Annotated in this window: 22 protein-coding genes and 1 tRNA gene; 10 read left to right on the forward strand and 13 right to left on the reverse strand. The window is 74.1% G+C overall.

Features of this window, described 5'->3' with window-relative positions; genetic code table 11:
* Positions 1-42: 42 nt before the first annotated feature.
* From pth to ACA361_RS03075, 5 genes are all read right to left on the reverse strand, one after another.
* Positions 43-618, reverse strand: a complete 576-nt coding sequence (pth, locus tag ACA361_RS03055) for an aminoacyl-tRNA hydrolase (protein WP_375010216.1) — start codon at positions 616-618, stop codon at positions 43-45.
* 94 nt (positions 619-712) lie between these two features.
* Positions 713-1,333, reverse strand: coding sequence for a 50S ribosomal protein L25/general stress protein Ctc (locus tag ACA361_RS03060; RefSeq protein WP_375010217.1), 621 nt, complete (start codon positions 1,331-1,333; stop codon positions 713-715).
* A gap of 365 nt (positions 1,334-1,698) precedes the next feature.
* Positions 1,699-2,679, reverse strand: a complete 981-nt coding sequence (locus tag ACA361_RS03065) for a ribose-phosphate diphosphokinase (RefSeq protein WP_375010218.1) — start codon at positions 2,677-2,679, stop codon at positions 1,699-1,701.
* A 97-nt stretch (positions 2,680-2,776) separates the two neighbouring features.
* On the reverse strand, positions 2,777-4,222 hold the full coding sequence (glmU, locus tag ACA361_RS03070; RefSeq protein ID WP_375010219.1) for a bifunctional UDP-N-acetylglucosamine diphosphorylase/glucosamine-1-phosphate N-acetyltransferase GlmU: 1,446 nt from the start codon (positions 4,220-4,222) through the stop codon (positions 2,777-2,779).
* A gap of 201 nt (positions 4,223-4,423) precedes the next feature.
* Positions 4,424-4,495: transfer RNA gene (locus ACA361_RS03075), tRNA-Gln, on the reverse strand.
* 490 nt (positions 4,496-4,985) lie between these two features.
* Here ACA361_RS03075 and ACA361_RS03080 point away from each other — a divergent pair.
* Positions 4,986-5,939, forward strand: coding sequence for an acyl-CoA desaturase (locus ACA361_RS03080; protein ID WP_375010220.1), 954 nt, complete (start codon positions 4,986-4,988; stop codon positions 5,937-5,939).
* A gap of 17 nt (positions 5,940-5,956) precedes the next feature.
* Positions 5,957-6,763 carry a TetR/AcrR family transcriptional regulator gene (locus ACA361_RS03085; RefSeq protein WP_375010221.1) on the forward strand — a complete coding sequence of 269 codons (807 nt, stop codon included), beginning with the start codon at positions 5,957-5,959 and terminating at the stop codon, positions 6,761-6,763.
* Between the two features lie 188 nt (positions 6,764-6,951).
* On the opposite strand, the gene ACA361_RS03090 is transcribed toward ACA361_RS03085, so the two are convergent.
* Positions 6,952-7,767, reverse strand: a complete 816-nt coding sequence (locus ACA361_RS03090; protein ID WP_375010222.1) for a trans-aconitate 2-methyltransferase — start codon at positions 7,765-7,767, stop codon at positions 6,952-6,954.
* 75 nt (positions 7,768-7,842) lie between these two features.
* Between ACA361_RS03090 and ACA361_RS03095 the strand changes: the two genes are divergently transcribed.
* Positions 7,843-8,337, forward strand: a complete 495-nt coding sequence (locus ACA361_RS03095) for a MarR family winged helix-turn-helix transcriptional regulator (protein ID WP_375010223.1) — start codon at positions 7,843-7,845, stop codon at positions 8,335-8,337.
* Between the two features lie 13 nt (positions 8,338-8,350).
* Here the strand turns inward: ACA361_RS03095 and ACA361_RS03100 are convergent, their stop codons facing one another.
* The 7 genes from ACA361_RS03100 to ACA361_RS03130 form a co-directional block, all read right to left on the reverse strand.
* On the reverse strand, positions 8,351-10,129 hold the full coding sequence (locus ACA361_RS03100) for an ABC-F family ATP-binding cassette domain-containing protein (RefSeq protein ID WP_375010224.1): 1,779 nt from the start codon (positions 10,127-10,129) through the stop codon (positions 8,351-8,353).
* 31 nt (positions 10,130-10,160) lie between these two features.
* Entirely contained in the window at positions 10,161-10,349 is a 189-nt protein-coding gene (locus tag ACA361_RS03105; RefSeq protein ID WP_375010225.1) for a hypothetical protein, read from the reverse strand.
* A 24-nt stretch (positions 10,350-10,373) separates the two neighbouring features.
* The gene (locus tag ACA361_RS03110) at positions 10,374-11,309 is read right to left on the reverse strand and encodes a 4-(cytidine 5'-diphospho)-2-C-methyl-D-erythritol kinase (protein ID WP_375010226.1); all 936 of its coding nucleotides are present in this window, start codon (positions 11,307-11,309) and stop codon (positions 10,374-10,376) included.
* 20 nt (positions 11,310-11,329) lie between these two features.
* On the reverse strand, positions 11,330-12,445 hold the full coding sequence (locus ACA361_RS03115; protein ID WP_375010227.1) for a glycoside hydrolase family 26 protein: 1,116 nt from the start codon (positions 12,443-12,445) through the stop codon (positions 11,330-11,332).
* On the reverse strand, positions 12,357-13,331 hold the full coding sequence (rsmA, locus tag ACA361_RS03120; protein WP_375010228.1) for a 16S rRNA (adenine(1518)-N(6)/adenine(1519)-N(6))-dimethyltransferase RsmA: 975 nt from the start codon (positions 13,329-13,331) through the stop codon (positions 12,357-12,359). Before rsmA ends, ACA361_RS03115 begins: the two co-directional genes overlap by 89 nt.
* Before the next feature lie 22 nt (positions 13,332-13,353).
* A complete protein-coding gene (locus ACA361_RS03125; protein WP_375010229.1) occupies positions 13,354-14,118 on the reverse strand; it encodes a transglycosylase family protein in 765 nt (254 codons plus the stop codon).
* A gap of 181 nt (positions 14,119-14,299) precedes the next feature.
* Complete coding sequence (locus ACA361_RS03130) at positions 14,300-14,743, reverse strand: hypothetical protein (protein ID WP_375010230.1); 444 nt, start codon at positions 14,741-14,743, stop codon at positions 14,300-14,302.
* A gap of 236 nt (positions 14,744-14,979) precedes the next feature.
* On the opposite strand from ACA361_RS03130, the gene ACA361_RS03135 reads away from it, so the two are divergent.
* From ACA361_RS03135 to ACA361_RS03165, 7 genes are all read left to right on the forward strand, one after another.
* Positions 14,980-15,789, forward strand: coding sequence for a BTAD domain-containing putative transcriptional regulator (locus tag ACA361_RS03135; RefSeq protein ID WP_375010231.1), 810 nt, complete (start codon positions 14,980-14,982; stop codon positions 15,787-15,789).
* Positions 15,790-16,001: 212 nt separating this feature from the next.
* Complete coding sequence (locus tag ACA361_RS03140) at positions 16,002-16,139, forward strand: lasso RiPP family leader peptide-containing protein (protein ID WP_375010232.1); 138 nt, start codon at positions 16,002-16,004, stop codon at positions 16,137-16,139.
* Positions 16,140-16,191: 52 nt separating this feature from the next.
* Complete coding sequence (locus ACA361_RS03145; RefSeq protein WP_375010233.1) at positions 16,192-18,000, forward strand: asparagine synthase-related protein; 1,809 nt, start codon at positions 16,192-16,194, stop codon at positions 17,998-18,000.
* Positions 17,997-18,263 carry a lasso peptide biosynthesis PqqD family chaperone gene (locus ACA361_RS03150; protein WP_375010234.1) on the forward strand — a complete coding sequence of 89 codons (267 nt, stop codon included), beginning with the start codon at positions 17,997-17,999 and terminating at the stop codon, positions 18,261-18,263. Before ACA361_RS03145 ends, ACA361_RS03150 begins: the two co-directional genes overlap by 4 nt.
* Before the next feature lie 229 nt (positions 18,264-18,492).
* A complete protein-coding gene (locus ACA361_RS03155) occupies positions 18,493-18,912 on the forward strand; it encodes a lasso peptide biosynthesis B2 protein (protein ID WP_375010235.1) in 420 nt (139 codons plus the stop codon).
* Positions 18,909-19,475 (forward strand): MauE/DoxX family redox-associated membrane protein, encoded by a 567-nt coding sequence (locus tag ACA361_RS03160; protein ID WP_375010236.1) that lies wholly within the window; start codon positions 18,909-18,911, stop codon positions 19,473-19,475. Before ACA361_RS03155 ends, ACA361_RS03160 begins: the two co-directional genes overlap by 4 nt.
* A complete protein-coding gene (locus tag ACA361_RS03165) occupies positions 19,472-21,301 on the forward strand; it encodes an ABC transporter ATP-binding protein (protein ID WP_375010237.1) in 1,830 nt (609 codons plus the stop codon). Before ACA361_RS03160 ends, ACA361_RS03165 begins: the two co-directional genes overlap by 4 nt.
* The last annotated feature ends 3 nt before the right edge of the window (positions 21,302-21,304 follow it).

Consider the following 21,304-nt stretch of genomic DNA (forward strand, 5'->3'; position numbering starts at 1 on the left):
CGCGCCGGACGCCCGCGCCGCCACGCGGCGCACATCCGGCGGCTACGAAGCGTGGAAGGCGTTCTGCGCCGCCTCCAGCGGCCCCGCCAGCAGCGCCTCGACCGCGTCCGCGGCCCGCTCGGCGTTCAGGTCCAGCTCCCTGCGCTCGGTCGCCGAGAAGTCCTTCAGCACGAACGCGGCCGCGTCCATCCGCCCCGGCGGCCGGCCCACCCCGAACCGCACCCGCAGGTACTCCTTGTCCCCCAGGGACCGGGTGATCGACCGGAGGCCGTTGTGCCCGTTGTCGCCGCCGCCCCGCTTCAGGCGCACCGCGCCGTACGGGATGTCCAGCTCGTCATGGACGACGATCAGCCGCTCCACCGGCACCTTGTAGAAGTCGCGCAGCGCCTTCACCGGGCCGCCCGACTCGTTCATGTAGCCGCGCGGCTTGGCCAGCACCGCCCGCACGCCCGCGAGGCGCCCCTCCAGGACGTCCGCGCGGCCCTTGTGCGACCTGAACCGGCCCCCGGCCCGGCCGCCCAGGACGTCCAGCACCATGAACCCGGCGTTGTGCCGGTTGCCGGCGTACGCCGGACCCGGATTCCCCAGCCCGACGACCAGCCACGGATCAGTGCTCATCTGCGGTGTCCCTCATCGCCGACGGCCCCCGGCGGCGCGAGCGCCGCGGGGGCCGTGCGGAAGCGTGTGCCGCCGGACGCCCGGCGGCGCGGAATCACTCGGCCGACTCGGCCTCGGCGCCCGCCTCGGCGGTCTCGCCCTCGGGCTCGGCCTCCTCGCCGGCCGGCTCGGCCGACAGCGTGGCGTCCACGATCTGCACCAGCAGCAGCTCCTCGTCGGCGGCCAGGGTGGCGCCGGAAGGCAGCTTCAGGTCGCGGGCCAGCACCTGGGAGTCGACCTCCAGGCCGCTGATGTCGAGCTCGACGTTCTGCGGGATGTGGGTCGCCTCGGCCTCGACCGCGATCTCGACCTCGGTCTGCACCAGCCGGCCGCCGGCCACCACGTCACCGGTGATCTCGATCGGGATCGAGACCTCGACCTTCTCGCCCCGCTTCACCAGAAGCAGGTCGACGTGCTCCAGGAAGCCCTTGATCGGGTCGCGCTGGACGTCCTTGGGCAGCGCCAGCTCGGCACCCGAGCCCAGGCCCTCCACGCGCAGCAGCACGTTGGGGGTCTTGAGGGCGAGCATCAGTTCGTGGCCGGGCAGCGAGATGTGCTGCGGGTCGGTGCCATGGCCGTACAGGACAGCGGGAACCTTGCCGGCCCGGCGGGTGCGCCGCGCGGCACCCTTACCGAACTCGGTGCGCGGCTCGGCGGCGATACGTACCTCGGACACGGCGAAAACTCCTCGTTGTTGCGATCCACGGCCGTCCGGCACTGGACGTCCGCTGCGGACATGAGCGAATCAGGCGTTGCTCGATGCGTCAGGCGCCTCGAAGATTCTTTGCGTTAACCCGGGGAGTACGAGTCCTCGCACGGCGCCGGTCTGAGGGCCGTGCCGGAGCCGCACTGAACGACCCGGGGCACACGCGGATTAAGCAAGTCTAGCCGATCGTCCCAACACGCAAAGCCAGTGGGGCCGGGTCCCTCCGGCCCGCCGGCCCCGGACGCGCGCGGGCCCGGGACGGCCGTACCGTCCCGGGCCCGAACGCGATTCGCCGCTCACCTGCGGCGCCGGATCAGTGCCGGATCAGTGCCGAGTCAGCTCTGGCCGCCGAAGAGGCTGGTCACCGAGCCCTCGCTGAACACCTCGTTGATCGCGCGCGCCACCAGCGGCGCGATCGACAGCACGGTCAGCTTGTCGAACTGCTTCTCGTGCGGGATCGGGAGCGTGTTGGTCAGCACCACGTCGGAGATCCGGGAGTTCTTCAGCCGGTCCACCGCCGGGCCCGACAGCACCCCGTGCGTCGCCGCCACCACGACGCGGGTCGCGCCGTTGTCGAACAGCGCGTCCGCCGCCTTCACGATCGTGCCGCCGGTGTCGATCATGTCGTCGACCACCACGCAGGTGCGGCCCTCGACCTCGCCGACCACGTCGAACACCTTGACCTCGTTGGCCACGTCCGGGTCGCGCTTCTTGTGGATGATCGCCATCGGCACGCCGCCGAGCCGGTCCGACCAGCGTTCGGTGACCCGCACCCGGCCCGCGTCCGGCGCGACCACCGTGACCTGCGACAGGTCCAGCCGGCCCTCGAAGTGCGTGGCCAGCAGGTCCAGCGCGAACAGGTGGTCCACCGGGCCGTCGAAGAAGCCCTGGATCTGCGCCGTGTGCAGGTCCACCGTGATCAGCCGGTCGGCGCCGGCGGTCTTGAACATGTCGGCCATCAGCCGGGCCGAGATCGGCTCACGCCCGCGGTGCTTCTTGTCCTGCCGCGCGTACCCGAAGAACGGCGCCACCACGGTGATCCGCTTGGCCGACGCGCGCTTCAGCGCGTCCACCATGATCAGCTGCTCCATGATCCACTGGTTGATGGGAGCCGTGTGGCTCTGGATCACGAAGGCGTCCGAGCCGCGGACCGACTCCAGGAACCGCACGAAGGTCTCGCCGTTGGCGAAGTCGTACGCCGAAGTCGGCGTGAGCTCGACGTGGAGGTTGTCGGCTACTTCCTTGGCCAGGTCCGGGTGGGCGCGGCCGGTGAAGAGCATCAGCTTCTTCTGGCCGCTCGCCTTGATCCCACTCACCTCTGACAACTCCCCCTCAATGGAACTGAACTACACGTGGGAATCGCCCCCACCACCCGGCTGCGGCGGGATGGGCCCCGGCCCGCGCGGGAGTTCCTCATTCGCCGGCCTCGGCGGCGCGCCGCGCGGCCTCCGCCGCGGCCTCGGCCGCGGGCGTTCCGGCGCGCTTTCGCTCGACCCAGCCCTCGATGTTGCGCTGCTTGCCGCGGGCGACCGCCATGGCCCCCGGCGGCACGTCCTGGACGATCACCGAGCCGGCCGCCGTGTAGGAGCCGTCCCCGATGGTCACCGGCGCGACGATCATGTTGTCGCTGCCGACCTTCACATGGTCGCCGACCACGCTGTGGTGCTTGCGCACGCCGTCGTAGTTCACGAAGACCGAGCTCGCGCCGATGTTGGACCCGGTCCCGATCGTGGCGTCGCCGACGTACGTCAGGTGCGGGACCTTGCTGCCCTCGCCGACCTCGGCGTTCTTGGTCTCCACATAGGTGCCGATCTTCGCCTTGCGGGCCAGCCGGGTGCCCGGCCGCAGGTACGCGTACGGCCCCACCGACGCCTCCGGCCCGATCTCCGCCTCCACGCACACCGCGTTGACGACCTTCGCGTCCGCGCCGACCCGCGTGTCGGTCAGGGTGGAGTTCGGCCCGACCTCGGCGCCCTCGCCCAGGTGCGTGGCGCCGTGCAGCTGCGTCCCCGGGTGCACCACGGCGTCCCGCTCCGCGGTCACAGTGACGTCGATCCAGGTGGTGGCGGGGTCGACGACCGTCACCCCGGCCCGCATGTGGGCCTCCAGGATCCGGTCGTTCAGCTGCCGCCGCGCCTGCGCGAGCTGCACCCGGTCGTTGACGCCCTGGGTCTCCACCCAGTCGGCCGCCAGGAACGCGCCGGCCCGGTGCCCGTCGCCGCGCAGGATCCCGATCACGTCGGTGAGGTACTCCTCGCCGTTGGCGTTGTCGGTCGTCACCCGCTTCAGCGCGTCGGCCAGCAGCGCGCCGTCGAACGCGTACATCCCCACGTTGATCTCGCGGACGGCCCGCTGCTCCGCGGTCGCGTCCTTGTGCTCCACGATCGCCGTCACGGCGCCGTTCTCCTCCCGGAGGATCCGGCCGTACCCGGTGGCGTCGGGCATCTCCGTGGTGAGAACCGTCACGGCGTTGCCGTCGCCCTCGTGCACCCGGACCAGCTCGGCGAGCGTCTCGCCGCGCAGCAGCGGGTGGTCGCCGTTGGTGACCACCACGGTCCCGCTCAGCTCGCCCACCTGCTCCAGGGCCGTCCGCACCGCGTGCCCGGTGCCCCCCTGGTGCTCCTGCACCACGGGCTCGGCCGCCGGATGCTCCCCGGCCAGATAGTCGATCACCTGCTCCCGCCGGTGGCCGACGACCACCACCAGCCGTTCGGGCTCCAGCGCCTGGCCGGCGGCCAGCACGTGCCCGAGCATCGGGCGCCCGCACAGCTCGTGCAGGACCTTGGAGGTACGGGACTTCATCCGGGTGCCCTCGCCCGCGGCGAGGACGACGACGGCAGCCGGGCGGCTCGCGCTCACGTGGAGGCTCCTCGGCATCGCGGACTTGGATTGGCTCGGGTGCCGATCTACCTGCTCAAACAGGGACGCAACACACCCGACACCCGAAGGATACCGTCCTGCCCGCGGCTGTCACCCCGCCGGGCTCCCGCGCGCCCCGAACGGGGTCGGGTCCGGCCCCGCCAGGGGCCGGACCCGCACCTCGGAACTCGGACCGCCGAGCTCCGGCGCCAGGATTCGAACCCGAACTAAAGGCACCAAAAGCCCTTGTGCTGCCAATTACACCACGCCGGATCAAACGCCCCCACAAGCGGACATCAAGCCCGGAAGGCAGGGGCCGCAGCCATGATAGCGACAGGCGCTCGCGGCCCCCACCTCATTACGGCGCGCCGACCGCGGCCCGGTCGCCCCTGATCGACTTCGGCACGGCGGTTTAGGACGTCCTGGAGCGAGCACCCCCATCACCGAGTCGTCCGACCATTCCCAGGGCGCCGGCGGCACGCCGGGCCTCCGGGGAGAGAGCGCGGTTGGAGAGCATGAAGAACCGGGCGCCGAACGCGCCCCCTGCGGGCGGGCCTCCCAGCGAACCTTCGGCGGAGGTCGAACGTTCCTCCTGCGTGAGGGGTATGTCACGCCTTCCCGTACGGCCCTGTTCGCGCGAGTGACCCGCGAGTCCCCCGAGATGCGTTGCTGCCGATTTTACGTTCCAGGCCCTGTAAACCTACGCAACCGTAGCTTACGGTGGCGTAAGTAGTGGCCTTCAAGAATCAGGAAGTGGTGACATATGGCTACACCTCCCGTCCTCGATCCGCCCCGTCCTAGACGCCGGCCCGAGGTCGAGCCCGAGCCGACCGGGAAGGCCGAGCGGATCCTCGTCGGGGTCTTCACCGGGGTGCCGTTCCTGGCACTGTTCGCGGCCGTGCCGCTGGCCTGGGGAAGCTTCCTCGGCTGGACGGACGTCGCGCTGATGGCCGTCTTCTACTTCGTGTCGGCCGGCGGGATCACGGTGGGCTACCACCGGTACTTCACGCACGGGTCGTTCAAGGCCCGCCGCGGCCTCAAGATCGCGCTGGCGATCGCGGGCAGCCTGGCGATGGAGGGCCCGGTGATCACCTGGGTCGCCGACCACCGGCGGCACCACAAGCACTCCGACAAGGAGGCGGACCCGCACTCGCCGTGGCGGTTCGGGTCCGACTGGAAGGCGCTGGCCAAGGGGCTCGGGTGGGCCCACTACGGCTGGCTGTTCGACGGCAACAGGACGTCCAAGGAGCGGTTCGCCAAGGACCTGCTGAACGACAAGGACATCGTCCGGATCCACAAGGCGTTCCCGGCGCTGGTCGCGGTGACGCTGCTGCTGCCGGGCGTGCTGGGCGGCCTGCTGACGATGTCGTGGGCCGGCGCGTTCACCGCGTTCTTCTGGGCCGGCCTCGTCCGGCTGACGCTGGTGCAGCACGTGACGTGGTCGATCAACTCGATCTGCCACACGTTCGGCACCGAGGCGTTCGAGGTGCGCGACAAGTCGCGGAACGTGTGGTGGCTGGCGATCCCGTCGCTCGGCGAGTCGTGGCACAACCTGCACCACTCCGACCCGACGTGCGCCCGGCACGGGGTCCTGAAGGGCCAGGTCGACATCAGCGCCCGGGTCATCTGGGCGCTCGAGAAGACCGGGCTGGCGTACGACGTGCGGTGGCCGGACGCGGAACGGCTGGCGGCGAAGCGGACGAACCAGCCCGCCTGACCGCCACAATTGATCCCGTGACAGAACCCGCCCCCCGGTCCCGCAGGAAGCGGATGACCGGCAAGGAACGACGCGAGCAGCTCCTCGGCATCGGCAGGACGCTGTTCGCCGAGCGCGGCCTGGACGGCACGTCGGTGGAGGAGATCGCCGCGGCGGCCGGGGTCTCCAAGCCCGTCGTGTACGAGCACTTCGGCGGCAAGGAGGGCCTGTACGCGGTGGTCGTCGACCGGGAGTTCGAGCGGCTGCTCGCCTCGGTGACCGAGGCGCTGAGCTCGGCGATCCACTACCGCGGCAAGCTGGAGAAGGCGGCGCTGTCGCTGCTGGAGTACATCGAGACCAACCCGGACGGGTTCCGGATCCTGGTCCGCGACTCGCACGGCGGCACCGGCACCGGCAGCTTCGCGAGCCTGCTGAGCGAGATCGCCGGAGAGGTCGAGCACGTGATGGCCCAGGAGCTGGACCGGCACGACTACGACGACAAGGTCGCGCCGATGTACGCGCAGATGCTGGTGGGGATGGTGGCGCTGACCGGCCAGTGGTGGCTGGACGCGCGCCGTCCCAAGCGCGAGGAGGTCGCGGCGCATCTGGTGAACCTGGCGTGGAACGGCCTGTCCGGGCTGGAGCCGCGGCCGTCGCTGGACCCGAAGCGGCGCCGCAAGGAGGCCGAGCGCCGCGAGCGGCGGGCCGAGAAGGCCGCGGCCAAGGCGGAGAAGGCCGGGGAGAAGGCCGCCGCGAAGGCGCAGCGCAGGGAGCGCCGCGACGGCGACGGCATCGACGGCACCGAGGGCGACGCGCTCGGCGGGGCGGCACCGCAGCCGCTGTGACCGGCCCGGAACGACGGAGCCGGTGGCCGCCGGAGTTCGTCCGTGCGGCCACCGGCCGGGGTCACCGTGTTACCGGTCGGTCCCTGCCCCGGATTTCGGGGCGCGGGTCTTGGGATGCCGCCCATCGCGCGGACGGGCACACCGCAGGGGAACGATTCGCTCCGCTCGCAGCGTGGGCGGCACCCTGATCAGGGGCCTCCGGCGCGTTCGGCGATCACGAACACGCGCCGGAAGGGGTAGACGGTGCCGTACGGCGCGGGCGGGTAGGCCGCGCGCAGCAGGGCGCCGTACTCGGTCAGGAAGTCGGCCGCCCCGGCCGGGCCGAGGGCGGTCAGGACGGGCCGCAGCGCGGTGCCCTTGACCCATTCGAGGACGGCGTCCTCGCCCTGGAGGACCTGCGCGTACGTGGTCTCCCAGGCGTCGGCGGCATGGCCGTTCCGGGCGATGAGGTCGAGGTAGCCGGCGGGGTCGAGGACGGGGCGGCGCGCGGCGGCGCCGCTCAGCCGGTCGCGCCAGCGGGGCGATTCGCACAGCTCGCGCAGGATGGTGTGGCTCGGGGCGTCGAAGTTGCCGGGGACCTGGAACGCGAGCCGCCCGCCGGGGGCGAGGGCGGCGATCCAGCGGGGCAGCAGTCCGGTGTGCCCGGGGACCCAGTGCAGGACGGCGTTGGAGACGATCAGGTCCGGCGGCGACTGGGGCGCCCAGGTGGCGACGTCGCCGACGGCGAAGCTCAGGCGGCCGGGGATCGCGTGCGCCCGGGCGGCCTCGATCATCTCGGCGGAGGAGTCGATCGCCTCGATCTCCGCGTCCGGCCAGCGGCGGGCCAGGGCGGCGGTGAGCTCGCCGGAGCCGCAGCCGAGGTCGGCGATCCGGCCGGGGGCGGGCAGGTCCCGCGCGGCCCGGTCGACCAGCTCGGCGAACGGGCGGCCGCGCTCGCCGCCGAAGACCCCGTACTGCGCGGGGTCCCAGACGGCGGCTCGTTCCGCCCCGGCTTGTCTCGACATCAAGAAAGATGATGCCCGGCGATAATCTTGATGTCAAGAAAGTCTTCTCGATATCGAGACAGGTAAGGTGTCGGCATGCAGGACGAGGTGGACCGGCTGACCGAGGCCTGGCGCAAGGAGCGCCCGGACCTCGACGTCCGCCCGCTGCAGGTCCTCAGCCGCGTCTCCCGGCTGGCCCGCCACCTCGACCGGGCGCGCCGGGCCGTGTTCGCGGCGCACGAGCTGGAGGGCTGGGAGTTCGACGTCCTCACCGCGCTGCGCCGGGCGGGCGACCCGTACCAGCTCAGCCCCGGCATGCTGCTGCGCGCCACCCTCGTCACCTCGGGCACGATGACCAACCGGATCGACCGGCTGGCCGCCGCCGGGCTGGTCGAGCGGCATCCCGACCCGCAGGACAAGCGGGGCGTGCAGGTGCGCCTCACCGCGGCGGGCATGACCCGGGTGGACGCGGCGTTCGCCGACCTCCTGGACCGCGAGAACGCGATACTGGAGAGCCTGGCCCCCGACGACCGCGAGACGCTGGCCGGCCTGCTGCGGAACCTGCTGATCCCGTTCGACAGCGACGACTAGCCGCGCGGGACCGTCAGCCCACGTCCTCGGCGAGCATCAGCCACTCCTCCTCGACCTGCGCCGCCTCCGCCCGGACCTCCCGGAGCCGGCCGTCCAGCTCCTGGAGCTTCGCGTAGTCGGTGGCGTGCGCGGCGAGCTTCTCGTGCAGCTCCGCCTCCTGCTTGGCGAGCTTGTCGAGGCGGCGTTCGAGCTTGTCCAGCTCCTTGCGCGCCTTCCAGTCCTGCCCGCCGCCCTTGGCCTGCGCCTTGGGGGCGGTGACGGCGGCGGCCGTCGACTCGGCGGCCGCGGCCGTGCGGGTCGGGGCGCTCCCCTCGGCGCGGCGCCGCAGGTACTCCTCGACGCCGCCGGGCAGCATCGACACCCTGCCGTCCCCGAGCAGCGCGACCGCGTGGTCGGTGACGCGCTCCAGGAAGTAGCGGTCGTGGCTGACGACCACGAGCGTGCCGGGCCAGCCGTCGAGCAGGTCCTCGACCTCGGTGAGCGTCTCGATGTCGAGATCGTTGGTGGGCTCGTCCAGGAGGAGGACGTTGGGCTCGCCCATCAGGAGCCGCAGCAGCTGGAGGCGGCGCCGCTCGCCGCCGGACAGGTCCCCGACCGGCGTCCACTGCCGGTCGCCGCGGAAGCCGAGCCGCTCCAGCAGCTGGCTGGCCGTCCACTCGCGCTTGCCGACGGTGATCCGTCGCTTGATCTCCTCGACCGACTCCAGCACCCGGCGGGACGGGTCGAGCTCCTCCAGGTTCTGCGACAGGTGCGCCAGCTGGACGGTCTTTCCGCGGACCACCGTGCCGGACCCGGGCGCGACCGCGCCGTCCAGCAGCCGCAGCAGGGTGCTCTTGCCGCTGCCGTTGACGCCGACCAGGCCGATCCGGTCGCCGGGGCCGAGCCGCCAGGTCAGGTGCTCGAAGATGGGGCGGCCGCCGACCTCGACGGTCACGTCCTCGAGGTCGTACACCGTCTTGCCGAGCCGCGCGGCCGCGAACCGGGTCAGCTCGACCGAGTCCCGCAGCGGCGGCTCGTCCGCGATCAGCGCCTGCGCCGCGTCCACCCGGAACTTGGGCTTGGACGTGCGGGCCTGCGGGCCGCGGCGGAGCCAGGCCAGCTCCTTGCGCAGCAGGTTCTGCCGCTTGGCCTCCGTGGCGGCGGCGATCCGGTCGCGCTCGGCCTTGGCCAGCACGTACGCCGAGTAGCCGCCCTCGTACCGCTCCACCCGGCCGTCGACGACCTCCCAGGTGCGCTCGGTGACCTCGTCCAGGAACCAGCGGTCGTGCGTGACGATCAGCAGCGCGACCCGGCGGGCCTTGAGGTGCCGGGCCAGCCAGTCGATGGCCTCGAGGTCGAGGTGGTTGGTCGGCTCGTCCAGAACGATCAGGTCGGTCTCGGGCACCAGCAGCCGGGCCAGCGCGACCCGGCGCCGCTCGCCGCCCGACATCCCGGCCACCGGGGCGTCCAGGTCGAGGTCCGCGAGCAGGCCGGCGAGGATGTCGCGGGCGCGCGTGTCGCCCGCCCACTCGTGCTCCTGCCGGTCCCCGAGGACGACGCTCCGCACGGTCGCGCCCTCGGCGAACGCGTCGCGCTGGTGCAGGTAGCCGAGGCGGAGCCCGCGGGCGTGCGTGACGCGGCCCGCGTCCGGCTCGGCGGCCTTCGCGAGGATCTCCACGAGCGTGCTCTTGCCGCCGCCGTTGCGGCCGACGACGCCGACCCGGTCGCCCTCGTCGAGGCCGAGGGAGACCGCGTCCAGCAGCGGAGCGGGGCCGTATGCCTTGGTGACGTTCTCAACGTTGATCAGATTCACGACGCCTACCAGGCTAACGCCCCGGCAGGGCTCAGTGGCCCGGGCCGGGGCCGTACGGGCCGCCCGGTCCCGGCGGGCCGTACGGGCCGGGCTGCCCGGGGGGCGGGGCCTGCCGGCCGCGGTTGCGGCCGATGACGACGACGGCGACCACGATCCCCGTCACCACCAGCACGGCGAGCAGCAGCAGGATCGCGAAGAGGAGGAGGGAGACGCTCGCCATGGAGCTCCGTTCGGGGGTCGCGGGTCAGATGATCGTCGCCCCGGGCACGGGGCCGTGCGCGGGGAGCGCTTCGCGGACGCCGTCCAGGTCTCCCAGCGCGGCCGCCAGCTCCGCCGCGTGCCCGGCCGATCCGGCCAGGAACGCGCAGGTCGGCCCGGAGCCCGAGACCAGGGAGCCCAGCGCGCCGAGGTCCTGCCCGGCGGCGAGGGTACGGCGCAGCGAGGGGCGCAGTTCGAGGGCGGCGGGCTGCAGGTCGTTGGCCAGCGCCGCGCCGAGGCCCTTGGCGTCGCCGGTGGCCAGCGCCGTCATCAGCTCCGCCGAGACGTCCGGCAGCCCGGCGCGCTCGCCGCCGGCGTCGCGGAGCCGGTCGCACTCGGCGTACACCGCCGGGGTGGACAGGCCCCCGCCGGCGGTCGCGAACACCCAGTGGAACGTCCCGCGGGTGAGCGCGGGCGTGAGCCGCTCGCCGCGGCCGAGCCCGACGGCCGTGCCGCCCAGCAGCGCGAACGGCACGTCGCTGCCCAGCGCGGCGCCGAGCTCCAGGAGGTCCTCGCGGCCCAGCAGGGGGCTCTCGGGGTCGTCCCACAGGCGGGCGCACGCCACCAGCGCGGCCGCGGCGTCGGCGCTGCCGCCCGCCATCCCGCCCGCGACCGGGATCGCCTTGCGGATCCGCAGCCGGGCGGACGGCTCCACACCGAGCCGCTCGGCCACCAGCAGCGCCGCCCGTACCGCGAGGTTGTCACCGTCGACGGGGACGCCGTCCACCGCCACCGCCGAGCCGGGCGCGGCCTCGACGGTGACCGCCAGCCGGCCGTCCGCGACGGCGGTCACCTCGTCGGCCAGGGAGACGGCGTGGAAGACGTTGACGAGGTCGTGATACCCGTCGTCGCGGAGCGGCCCCACGCTGAGCTGGAGGTTGACCTTCGCTGGCACGCGTACGGTCACTGCGGTCGCGGTCACGTCAGGGAAGCGTAGCGGGTCTACTCCCCGCTGGTGACGGGAAGGTTGCGGGGGTTGAAGTACGGCGTGGTGGCCAGCTCGCGCAGCGCCGAGACCGCCTTCTGGTCGCCGGTCACCGCGTACTTGCGGCGGTCGTCGCGCGACTCCTGGGCCTGCTCGTCGGAGTTGAAGTAGACGACGGCCTTCACCTGCGGGTTCTGCAGCGTCTCGGCGGCCTTGCGGAGCCACTCGGCGCGGCGGGTGCCGTACGCCTTGGGCACCCCGAACTCGGCGACCATGATCGGCTTGGGCCGCTCGCCGGCCCAGTCCATGAAGACCTTCAGGACCTCCGACAGGTCGCGGTAGTCGTAGCCGGCGCCCGGCTGGGCGTCCACGCAGATCCAGTCGACCTGGTCGTCGCCCGGGTAGTACGAGGGCCCGTTGCGGCTGCCGAAGCCGGTGGCGGTCGGGCACCACACCCAGGCCACGTTGTCGACCCGCTCCGCCTTGAAGATCGCGCGGATGTGCTTCCACGCGGCGACGAACTCCTTGCCGCCGTGCACCCGGTCCCGCGCGCCCGGCGCGTCCATGTCGCGCGACCAGCGCAGGAAGATCGGCTTGCCGGTGGCCCGGACGGCCCGGGCGCGCTCGCGGATCACCGCGTCGTGCTTGCCCGACACGATCTCCTTGGTGTCGGCGCCGGCCCAGGTCAGCAGCAGGTAGCGGTCGCCGGCCGCCAGCAGCGCGGAGTCGTCGCGGCTCGGGAACGTGGACTTCCAGCCCCGGTAGCTGTGCACGATGTCCAGCCGCCGGCCGAGGTCCTGCTCGAAGCCGCGCACCGGCTCGGGCGCGGGGCGTCCCGACGGCGAGGCCGCGGCCGGGGGGCTCTCCGAGGGCGACTCCGAGGCCGCGTCCGAGGGGGACCCGGACGGCGACGGCGACGCGCTCCCGGCCGGCCCGGCCCCGTCCGGCGGCACCCAGGCGCCGAAGTAGGCGCCCTTCTCCGGCGGCATGGGCGCCACCCCGGCCCGGGTGGTGGTCGTGATCGTCGGTGTCGCGCCCGCGCCGTCACTGCATCCGGCTGCCGCGATCGCCAGCATCGCCAGCGCCGCCACGGGCATCTTCGCCCGCGCCGTCCGCGAACGCCCCTTCACCATGGTCCTCCGCCTCGTTCCGCTCCAGCACGCCCCCAGGACGATACTGGGCGATCCGGGCGAAGGCGGCCACGTCCAGTGCTTCTCCCCGCGCCTTCGGGTCGACGCCCGCCGCGACCAGCGCCCGTTCCGCCGCCGCGGGCGAGCCGGCCCAGCCCGCCAGCGCGGCGCGCAGGGTCTTGCGGCGCTGCGCGAACGCGGCGTCCACCACGGCGAACACCTCCTCGCGGGAGGCCCGGGTGGGCGGCGGCTCGCGGCGGGTGAACGCGACGAGGCCCGACTCGACGTTGGGCGCCGGCCAGAACACCCGGGTGCCCACGTCCCCGGCGCGGCGCGCCTCCCCGTACCAGGCGAGCTTGACCGACGGGACGCCGTACACCTTGCCGCCCGGCCCGGCCGCCATCCGGGCGGCGACCTCGGCCTGCACCATCACCAGCGCGCGGCGCAGCGACGGCAGCGTCGCCAGCAGGTGCAGCACGACCGGCACCGCGACGTTGTACGGGAGGTTGGCGACCAGCGCGGTCGGCTCCGGCCCCGGGACGGCGTCGATGCGCAGCGCGTCCGCGGTGACGACCTCCAGCCGGTCCGCGAACCCGGGGGCGCGCGCCGCGGCGGTCGCGGGCAGCTCCGCCGCGAGCGCCGGATCGATCTCGACCGCCACGACCCGCCGTACCTCGGGCAGCAGCGCCAGCGTCAGCGACCCCAGGCCGGGCCCGACCTCGATGACCACGTCGTCGGCGCCCACCTCGGCGGTGCGCACGATGCGGCGCACCGTGTTGGCGTCGATGACGAAGTTCTGGCCCAGCGTCTTGGTCGGCCTGATGCCCAGCCGCGCCGCCAGCGCGCGGATGTCGGCGGGCCCGAGAAGTGCGTGCGCGTCGTCCCCCACCCGTCCAGTGTCCCAGGTCCGGTCAGCTGAACAGGCGGCTGCCGCAGTTGGGCCACTGGCCCTGCCAGCGGCCGTTCACCTTGTTGTAGAGCATCTGGGCGCGGTAGGTCTGCTCGGCGGGGCTGGCGTCGGACGGCTTGCCCTTGCCGCCCACCGAGCCCCAGGTCTGCATCGAGAACTGGTAGAGCCCGTAGTAGCCGGCGGGGTTGACGGCCTTGGGGTTGCCGCCGGACTCGCACTCGGCCAGGCCCGCCCAGTTGAGCCGGGCGGCGGAGCCGGTGCTCGCGCCCTTGGGGCCGACCAGCATGATCGTCGCGACCGGCTTGCGCTTCACCTTCTCGGAGATGACGATCTTGACCTTCTTGCCCTTGCGGCGGGCGTAGGCGGTCTGCACGATCTTCAGGCCGGGCTTGCCCTTGCGCGACACCTTCTCGGTGAACGGCGCCACCTTCGAGCTCTTCTTGCGCACGGTCGGCGCGGCCGTCTTCACCGTCCGGGTGACCGGCTTGGACAGCAGCCGCATCACCTTGATCGTGTCACCGGGCGGGGCCGTCCGGGCCGGCTTCACCAGGTCGTACGGGCCCAGCGCGATCTTGGCCTCGGCGAGCACCTGCTCGACCGTGCCGCCGGCGCTCATGACCTCGCTCTTCTTCCGGTCCACCACGATCACGACCTTGCGCGGCGTGGCGCTCGGGCTCGGCCGGGCCGCGTCCGCCGCCGGGGCGGTCTTCGGAGCCTCGCCCTCCCCGCCGCATCCGGCGGCCAGGACCGCCAGCACGAGCAGCACGGAAAGCGCAGAGCGCGTAGGGGGACGGCGCACCTTGGTTCCTCCAGGGGAGACAGGGCTCCGGATCCGGCCCTGTGCAACGGGCCAGACCCTAGAGCCCCTCAGGTACCTTTCGCCACCGCATCGACCCTTTTGGTCGCTCTCCTCACGTTCGCACGCGGCGTGGAGCGGCCGGAGAGGATCAGGCGGTGGCGGCGCGCCGGAGGCCCCGCGCCAGCGCGATGACGCCCGTGATGAGCAGCAGGACCGCGCCGGCCGCGAAGAAGGCGGGACCGGCCGGCGCCTGGACGGCGCAGCCGTCGACCCGCAGCGACCGCGTGCTCGGAGGCCCGGACGAGCCCAGGGTGACGGTGATGCGTTCCTCACACCGCGCGCCGCCGGCGGCGTTCTGCCAGCGGGCCGTGCAGGGCACCTTCTGCGTGCCGTTCAGGCGCCCGCCGCAGTCGCTCAGCTCGGCCCGCACGGCGTCGGCCCGCGCGTACTGGAGGAGGGGGTACGCCGATCCCAGCATGAGCAGGGCGGCCAGCCCGCACACGATGGCGTACCCGAGGCGCTCGTTGCGCCGCCGGCGCGCCGCCTCCCCCGCCCGCTCCCGCTCCTGCCCGCGCCGTGCCCTGCCGCCCACACCGGTCCTTTCCTCGCGAAGGCGGCAGCCTAGCCCAACCCCGGTTGCCCGGCTGCCGGAAGATTCTGGACGGACGAGGTCGGCAGAGCATCGCATAAAACACGATAAATAGCGGAATTGCGGCCCGCGCACTCCGTCAACTATCCCTCGGGACTCTCGTCTCCACTCCGAACCTGTAACAGGATGGCAACGTCCAATGAAATGAGCATCGGATACTTGGCGAGCGGGGAACGTTCATGGTCGACAGGGTCGATTTCCGGATACTGGGACCGCTCGAAGTGGCGGTCGGCGGGCATCGCGCGGCGGTACCCGCCGGCAAGCAGCGGGTGCTGCTCGCCGGGCTGCTGCTGCGTTCCAACGAGGTCGTCCCGGTGGAGGACCTCGTCGAGTGGCTCTGGGGCGAGGGCACGCCGCGCTGCCCGCGCGGGGCGCTCCAGACGCAGGTCGCCCGGCTGCGCCGCTGGCTCGCCCAGTTCGCCGCCGGCGCGCCCCAGGCGGCGGTGCCGCAGGCGGCGCTGCACGCCTCGGCGGCCGGCTACCTGATCGAGGTCGAGCCCGGCCGGCTCGACCTCGCCCGCTTCCGCGACCTGATCGACGCGGCCGCCGGCGCCGCCGGCCGCGGCGACCTGGAGGCCGAGTCCGTGCTGCTCGGCGCGGCGCTCGCCCAGTGGCGCGGGCCCGCGCTGCCCGACGTGCGCTCCGACGCCCTGCACCGGGACGCCGTACCGCGGCTGACCGAGGAGTGGCTGCGCGCGGTGGAACGGCGCGGCGAGGCCGCCCTGCTGCTGGGCCGCCACCAGGAGGTGGTCGGCGAGCTGCGCTTCCTGACCGGCAGCAGGCCGTTCCACGAGCGGTTCTGGTACCAGCTGATGCTCGCGCTGTACCGCTGCGGCCGGCAGGCGGAGGCGCTGGCGGCGTACCGGGACGTCCGCGCGCGGCTGGACGAGCAGCTCGGCATCAGCCCCGGGCAGGAGCTCCGGGCGCTGCACGAGGCCATCCTGCGCAACGACCCGGCGCTCGACCGGTCCGCCGCCCTGGTCGGCTGACCGGGCGGCGCCGGCCATGGGGCCGGAGAGAGCCGTCGGGCTTTCTCCGGCCTTTCTCGTGACAGCGGAGTGAAAGCGTACGGAAAGCGGTCCGGCAGTCCCCGGAAAGCGAACGGGAAGCCACCGGAAAGCGACATGAAAGGGGCGCCCGGTAACTTAGTCGGCAGGCCGGAAGGAAAAGCCTTCCGGCCGAACCGGAAAGGGTGATCCGCATGCAGGAGACCGTTTACGAGCCCCCGATGCTGGCCGCGGCCGGCGCCTTCGCCGACGTCACCCTCGGGGACGCCGACTGGGGCATCGACCGGAAGAACGAGTGCGCGTTCTACCAGTGCGACGGCTCGGACAACTGATCCCGCCGGGCGGCCGCGTCCCCGGGCGCGGCCGCCCACCCCGGAGCGTGAGATGCGATTCCTGATCCTTCCGGACACGCCGGCCGCGGCCGGCGTCGCCGAGCGCGCGGCCGCGTACGGCGGCACGGTCGTCCCGCACGCCTCCGGGCGCCCCTGGATCGCCGGGACGTGGGAACCCGGCGAGCTGGTCCTCGCGCGGGCGGGCCGGCGGCGCCTGGCGCTGCTCGGCCACGCCCGGCCCGCGGCGGCCGGCCGGCTGCCCGCGCTGCTCGGCGGCATGGCCCGTACCCCGGACCTGGACGCGGCCGCCCGCGCCGTGCCCGGCGCGTTCCACCTGGTCGCCTCCATGGAGGACGGCCGGGTGTGGGCCCGCGGCACCCTGTCCGCGGTCTGCCGGCTCTTCACCGCGCGGATCGGCGGGATCCCGGTGGCCGCCGACCGGCCCGACACGCTCGCCGCGCTGAACGGCGCGGGCGTCGACGAGGACCTGGTCGCGCTGCGGCTGATCGCGCCGTACGCGCCGTACCCGCTCGGCGAGCGGTGCCTGTGGCGCGGCGTCGAGTCCCTCCCCGCGGGGCACCTCCTGCGGCTGGATCCCGGCGGTCACGCGGCGGTCGGCGGCTGGACCGCGCCGGAGCCCGAAGTGCCGCTGGAAGAGGGCGCCGCGCGCGTGCGCGAGGCCCTGCACGAGGCCGTCGCCGCCCGTACCGACGAGGGCGGCACGCTGAGCGCCGACCTGTCGGGCGGCATGGACTCCACCAGCCTCTGCTTCCTGGCCGCCGCCGGCCCCGCCCGCCTGGTCACCTTCCACTGGGCCGCCGGCGACTCCGCGAACGACGACCTGCGGTGGGCCGACCGCGCCGCCGCCGCGCTGCCGGACGCCGAGCACCTGGTGTACGGCCAGAGCCGCGTCCCCCACATGTACGCCGACCTCCCCCGGGCGGACGGCGACCTGGAGGCGCCGTTCGTGGCCGCGCGGGTCCACGCGCAGCTGCGGCACCTGGCCGGGGAGGTCGCGGCGCGCGGCTCCACGCGGCACCTGGTCGGGGACGGCGGCGACGAGCTGTTCTTCGGCCTGTCGGCGTACCTGCACTCCCTCGCCCGCACCCGCCCCCTCACCGCCGTACGGCACGTGCGGGCGGCGCGCGCGATGCTCAGATGGCGCCTGGCGCCCACCGTCAGGGCCCTGCTCGACCGCGCCTCCTACACCGAGTGGCTCGCGGCCGCGGAGCGGACCCTCACCACCGGGCTGCCGCCCACGTCCGCCGCGCTCGGCCTCGGCTGGGACTCCGTCGTTCGGCTCCCGTCCTGGTCGACGCCCGAGGCGGCCGCCTCCGTGCGGGCGCTGCTGCGCGAGGGCGCCGAGCCGCTGTCGCCGTACCGCGGCCAGCACATGGCCCTCAACAGCGCCCGCAAGAACGGCGACGGCGTGCGCCGCGCGGGCCGCCTCTCGGCGCGTTCCGGCGTCTCCTGGCACGCCCCGTACCTGGACGACCAGGTCATCGAGGCGGCCCTGGCGGTGCGCCTGGAGGACCGCCTCGCCCCGGACCGCTACAAGCCCGTGCTGGCCGCCGCCATGCGCGGCATCGTGCCCGAGGCCGTGCTGGGCCGCCCCACCAAGGCCGAGTTCAGCCCGCTGGTGTTCGAGGGCCTGCGGCGGCACCGCCGCGAGCTGCTCGACCTGTGCGACGGCATGCTGCTCGCCCGGATGGGGCTGGTGGACGCCGCCGCGTTCCGCTCCGCGCTGCTCGGCCTGCACACCTCCTCGCGCCGGCTCCTGCTCCTCGACCGGACGCTGTCCTGCGAACTCTGGCTGCGCTCCGTCGCCGCCGTCCCCGCCACCACCGGAGAGGCCCGATGACGATCGCCCTCGCACCCCATGTCACCGCCACCGAGACCGAGCACGGCATGGTCCTGCTGGACGAGCGCCGCGGCACGTACTGGCAGCTGAACGCCACCGGCGCGGCCGTCCTCACGGCCCTGACCTCCGGCACCGACACGGCCTCCGCCGCCGCGATCCTCACCGCGGCCCACCCGGAGTCGGCACCGAGGGCCCTGGCCGACGTCACGGCCTTCCTCGCCACCCTCCGCGAGGCCGGCCTCCTGGCGGAGACCGCGGCATGACCACGCGCCCGCTTCCCGAGGGACACGGACACGACGGACACGGGCGGCGGATCGCCGCGCGGGCGCTCCCCGGCGTCCGTCCGGCCGCTGCCGCCGCCGGGACCGGCAGAAGGCAGGGCGTGAGCACGCAGGTGGGGACGGATGAGCGCAGGCAAGACGTGTTCGGGCAGCGGATCGCCGTGCTCGGGCTGGTCCGGTCAGCGCCACGAGGAGTAACAGGGGGCAGGGCGTGAGCACTCGGGTGGTCCTGGAAGAACGTGCGCGGGTCGGATTCGGGCGGCGCATCGCCGCATGGGTGGTCGTGGTGGTGGCCCGGGGGCTGGTGCGGCTGTCGCCCGGGCGGCTGCGGCGGGTCTTGGAGGCCGTGCGGGGCGGGGCACGGCCGGCGACCGTGGCCGAGGCCGCCGCGGCCCGGCGGGCCGTGGTGGCGGTCAGCGTGCTCTGCGCGGGGCAGGGGTGCCTGCCGCGGTCGGTGGCGACGGCCCTGCTGTGCCGGCTCGGCGGCTCCTGGCCGGACTGGTGCACCGGGGTGCTCACTGAGCCGTTCCGGGCGCATGCCTGGGTGGAGGCCGAGGGCGCGCCCGTCGGGGAGGACACCGGGCACTACCACAAGGTGATGACGGTGCCGGCGCGCGGCGGCGGGCGGTGAGCGCGGGGCTGGCCGCCGGTCTCGCCGTCGGGGCGAGGTACCTGCTGGCCGTGGTGTTCGCCGTGGCCGCGTACGGGAAGGTGCGCCACGCCCGCGGCTTCGGCAACTTCGTGACGACCGTGCGCCGGCTGGCCGGGTTCGCCCAGGGGCGGGCGCGGCGGGTCGCGGGGGCGGTGGTCGCCGTCGAGATCGTGACGGCGTGCCTGCTGGCGGTGCCGCCGGGCGTTCCGGGGGCCTGGGCCGGGCCCTTGCTGGCGGCCGGGCTGCTGGTCCTGTTCACCGCGGTCGCGCTGCGCGCCGTCCGTGCGGGCGTCTTCACCGAGTGCGGGTGCTTCGGCCGGTACGGGTCGGTGATGGGCTACCCGCTGATCGTGCGGAACGTGCTGCTGCTGGCCGCGGCGCTGCCCGCCGCACTCGTGGCCCCGGCCGCCCCGGGGGCCGCGCTGATCGTTCCGGCGGTGGCCGGGGGCGCGGCCGCGCTGCTGTACGTCCGGTACTACGACGACGCCGCGCGGGCGGTGCTCGTCCGGCTGGTCGGGCGGCCCGAGGGGGCGGGGCGGTGAGCGCGGCCGGCGGGGCGGAGCGGCCGCCGGGCGGGCGGGACCTGGCCGCGGCCGTGCTCTTCGCGCTGGGGTTGTGCTGGAAGGCCGACCGGCGGCGGTTCGCCGGGATCGTGGCCGCGCAGGCCGTCACCGCGCTGGGCCTGGCCGCGGTCGTGCTGCTGGCCCGGGACGTGCTGGGCGCGGCGGTGGCGCCGGCGGCCGCCAACCCGGCGGGCGACGGGCGGCTGATCCCGGCGGTCGCGGCGATGGCCGCCGCCGGGTCCGCGGGCGCGGTGCTGCGCATGGTCGCGCAGTCGCGGCAGCGGGTGCTGGCGGCGGCGTTCGACCGGCGCGCCACCGGGCTCGTCCTGGACCGCGCGGTCGGCGCGGACCTGGCGGCCTTCGAGCGGCCCGGCTTCCACGACCGGCTGGAGCGCGCGATGTTCGCCTCGCGGGTGCAGCCGATGATGCTGATCGGGCCGCTGTTCGCGGTACTGCAGGCGGTCCTGGGCATGGTCGCGGTCGGCGCGGCGTTCGCGGTGATGGCGTGGTGGCTGGTCCCGTTCGCCGCCGCGGGCATGGTGCCGCTGCTGCGGGCGTCGCGCCGGGAACGGGACGCCGCGTACGGGCTGCACCGCGGCCTCGCCGAGGACCGCCGCCGCCGCGAGTACCTGGAACGGCTGCTGACCGGCCTGGCCGAGGCCAAGGAGGTCCGCTCCCTGGGGCTCGGGCCGGAGCTGCGCCGCCGCTGGGAGGACCGTTACGAGGGCGAGATCGGCCGGCTCACCGCGCTGTACCGCCGCCATCTCCCGCGCAAGGTCCTGGCGCGGCTGGCCGGGGACGCGATCACGCTCGGCGTGATCGGCGCCGTCTGGTGGCTGGTGCTGGCGGGACGGCTGGCGCTGCCGACGGCGCTGGCCTCGCTCACCGCGCTGTGGCTGCTGTCGACCCGGCTCCAGATCATCGGCTCGATGCTGAACAACCTGGGCGCTTCCGTCCTGTACCTGCGCGACCTCAAGGCGTTCGCGCAGGAGGAGGCCGAGGACGCCGGGAACGCCGCGGAGCCCGGCCGGGAGGCGGTCGCGTCCTTCACCGGGGTACGCGCGGAACGGGTCTCCTTCACCTATCCCGGCTCGGCCGCGCCCGCGCTGCGGGAGGTCAGCGTGGACCTTGAGAAGGGCGAGATCGTCGCGCTGGTCGGGGCGAACGGATCCGGCAAGTCCACCCTCGCCAAGATCCTCGCCGGGCTCTACCCGCCCTGCTCGGGCACCGTGCTGCTGGACGGCCGCCCGGCGCCCCCGGACGGGCTGCGCCGGCTGTCGGCCGTGGTCTTCCAGGACTTCCTCCGCTACAAGCTCACCGCCGCCGACAACATCGCGTTCGGCCGCCCCGGCGAGCCCGCCGGCGATGACGGCGTGCGGGACGCGGCGCGCATGGCCGGCGCCGACGGGTTCGTACGGCGGCTCCCGGACGGGTACGGCACCGTCCTGAGCAAGGAGTTCTCCGGCGGGGAGGACCTGTCGGGCGGCCAGTGGCAGAAGCTCGCGATCGCCCGCGCCTTCTACCGCAACGCCCCGTTCGTCATCCTGGACGAGCCGACCGCCGCGCTCGACCCGGAGGCCGAGGAGGAGCTGTTCGGGCGGATCCGGGAGCTGTTCGCGGGCCGGACGGTGCTGCTGATCTCGCACCGGTTCTCGTCGGTGCGCGGCGCCGACCGGATCTACGTGCTCGACCGCGGCGCCGTCGTCGAGCACGGCACCCACGCGGCGCTGATGGCGCGGGACGGCACCTACGCGCGCCTCTTCCTCACCCAGGCCGCCGGCTACCTGGACGCGGCGGCCGGCTGACCC

It is taken from the genome of Actinomadura sp. 21ATH (assembly GCF_041951345.1).
GTDB lineage: Bacteria > Actinomycetota > Actinomycetes > Streptosporangiales > Streptosporangiaceae > Spirillospora.

Excerpts from the sequence above, each read along its gene's own strand:
- pth (WP_375010216.1), bottom strand. The coding sequence starts at position 618 with ATGAGCACTGATCCGTGGCTGGTCGTCGGGCTGGGGAATCCGGGTCCG.
- ACA361_RS03080 (WP_375010220.1), top strand. The coding sequence starts at position 4,986 with ATGGCTACACCTCCCGTCCTCGATCCGCCCCGTCCTAGACGCCGGCCC.
- ACA361_RS03090 (WP_375010222.1), bottom strand. The coding sequence starts at position 7,767 with ATGTCGAGACAAGCCGGGGCGGAACGAGCCGCCGTCTGGGACCCCGCG.
- ACA361_RS03095 (WP_375010223.1), top strand. The coding sequence starts at position 7,843 with ATGCAGGACGAGGTGGACCGGCTGACCGAGGCCTGGCGCAAGGAGCGC.
- ACA361_RS03105 (WP_375010225.1), bottom strand. The coding sequence starts at position 10,349 with ATGGCGAGCGTCTCCCTCCTCCTCTTCGCGATCCTGCTGCTGCTCGCC.
- ACA361_RS03115 (WP_375010227.1), bottom strand. The coding sequence starts at position 12,445 with ATGGTGAAGGGGCGTTCGCGGACGGCGCGGGCGAAGATGCCCGTGGCG.
- ACA361_RS03135 (WP_375010231.1), top strand. The coding sequence starts at position 14,980 with ATGGTCGACAGGGTCGATTTCCGGATACTGGGACCGCTCGAAGTGGCG.
- ACA361_RS03140 (WP_375010232.1), top strand. The coding sequence starts at position 16,002 with ATGCAGGAGACCGTTTACGAGCCCCCGATGCTGGCCGCGGCCGGCGCC.
- ACA361_RS03145 (WP_375010233.1), top strand. The coding sequence starts at position 16,192 with ATGCGATTCCTGATCCTTCCGGACACGCCGGCCGCGGCCGGCGTCGCC.
- ACA361_RS03150 (WP_375010234.1), top strand. The coding sequence starts at position 17,997 with ATGACGATCGCCCTCGCACCCCATGTCACCGCCACCGAGACCGAGCAC.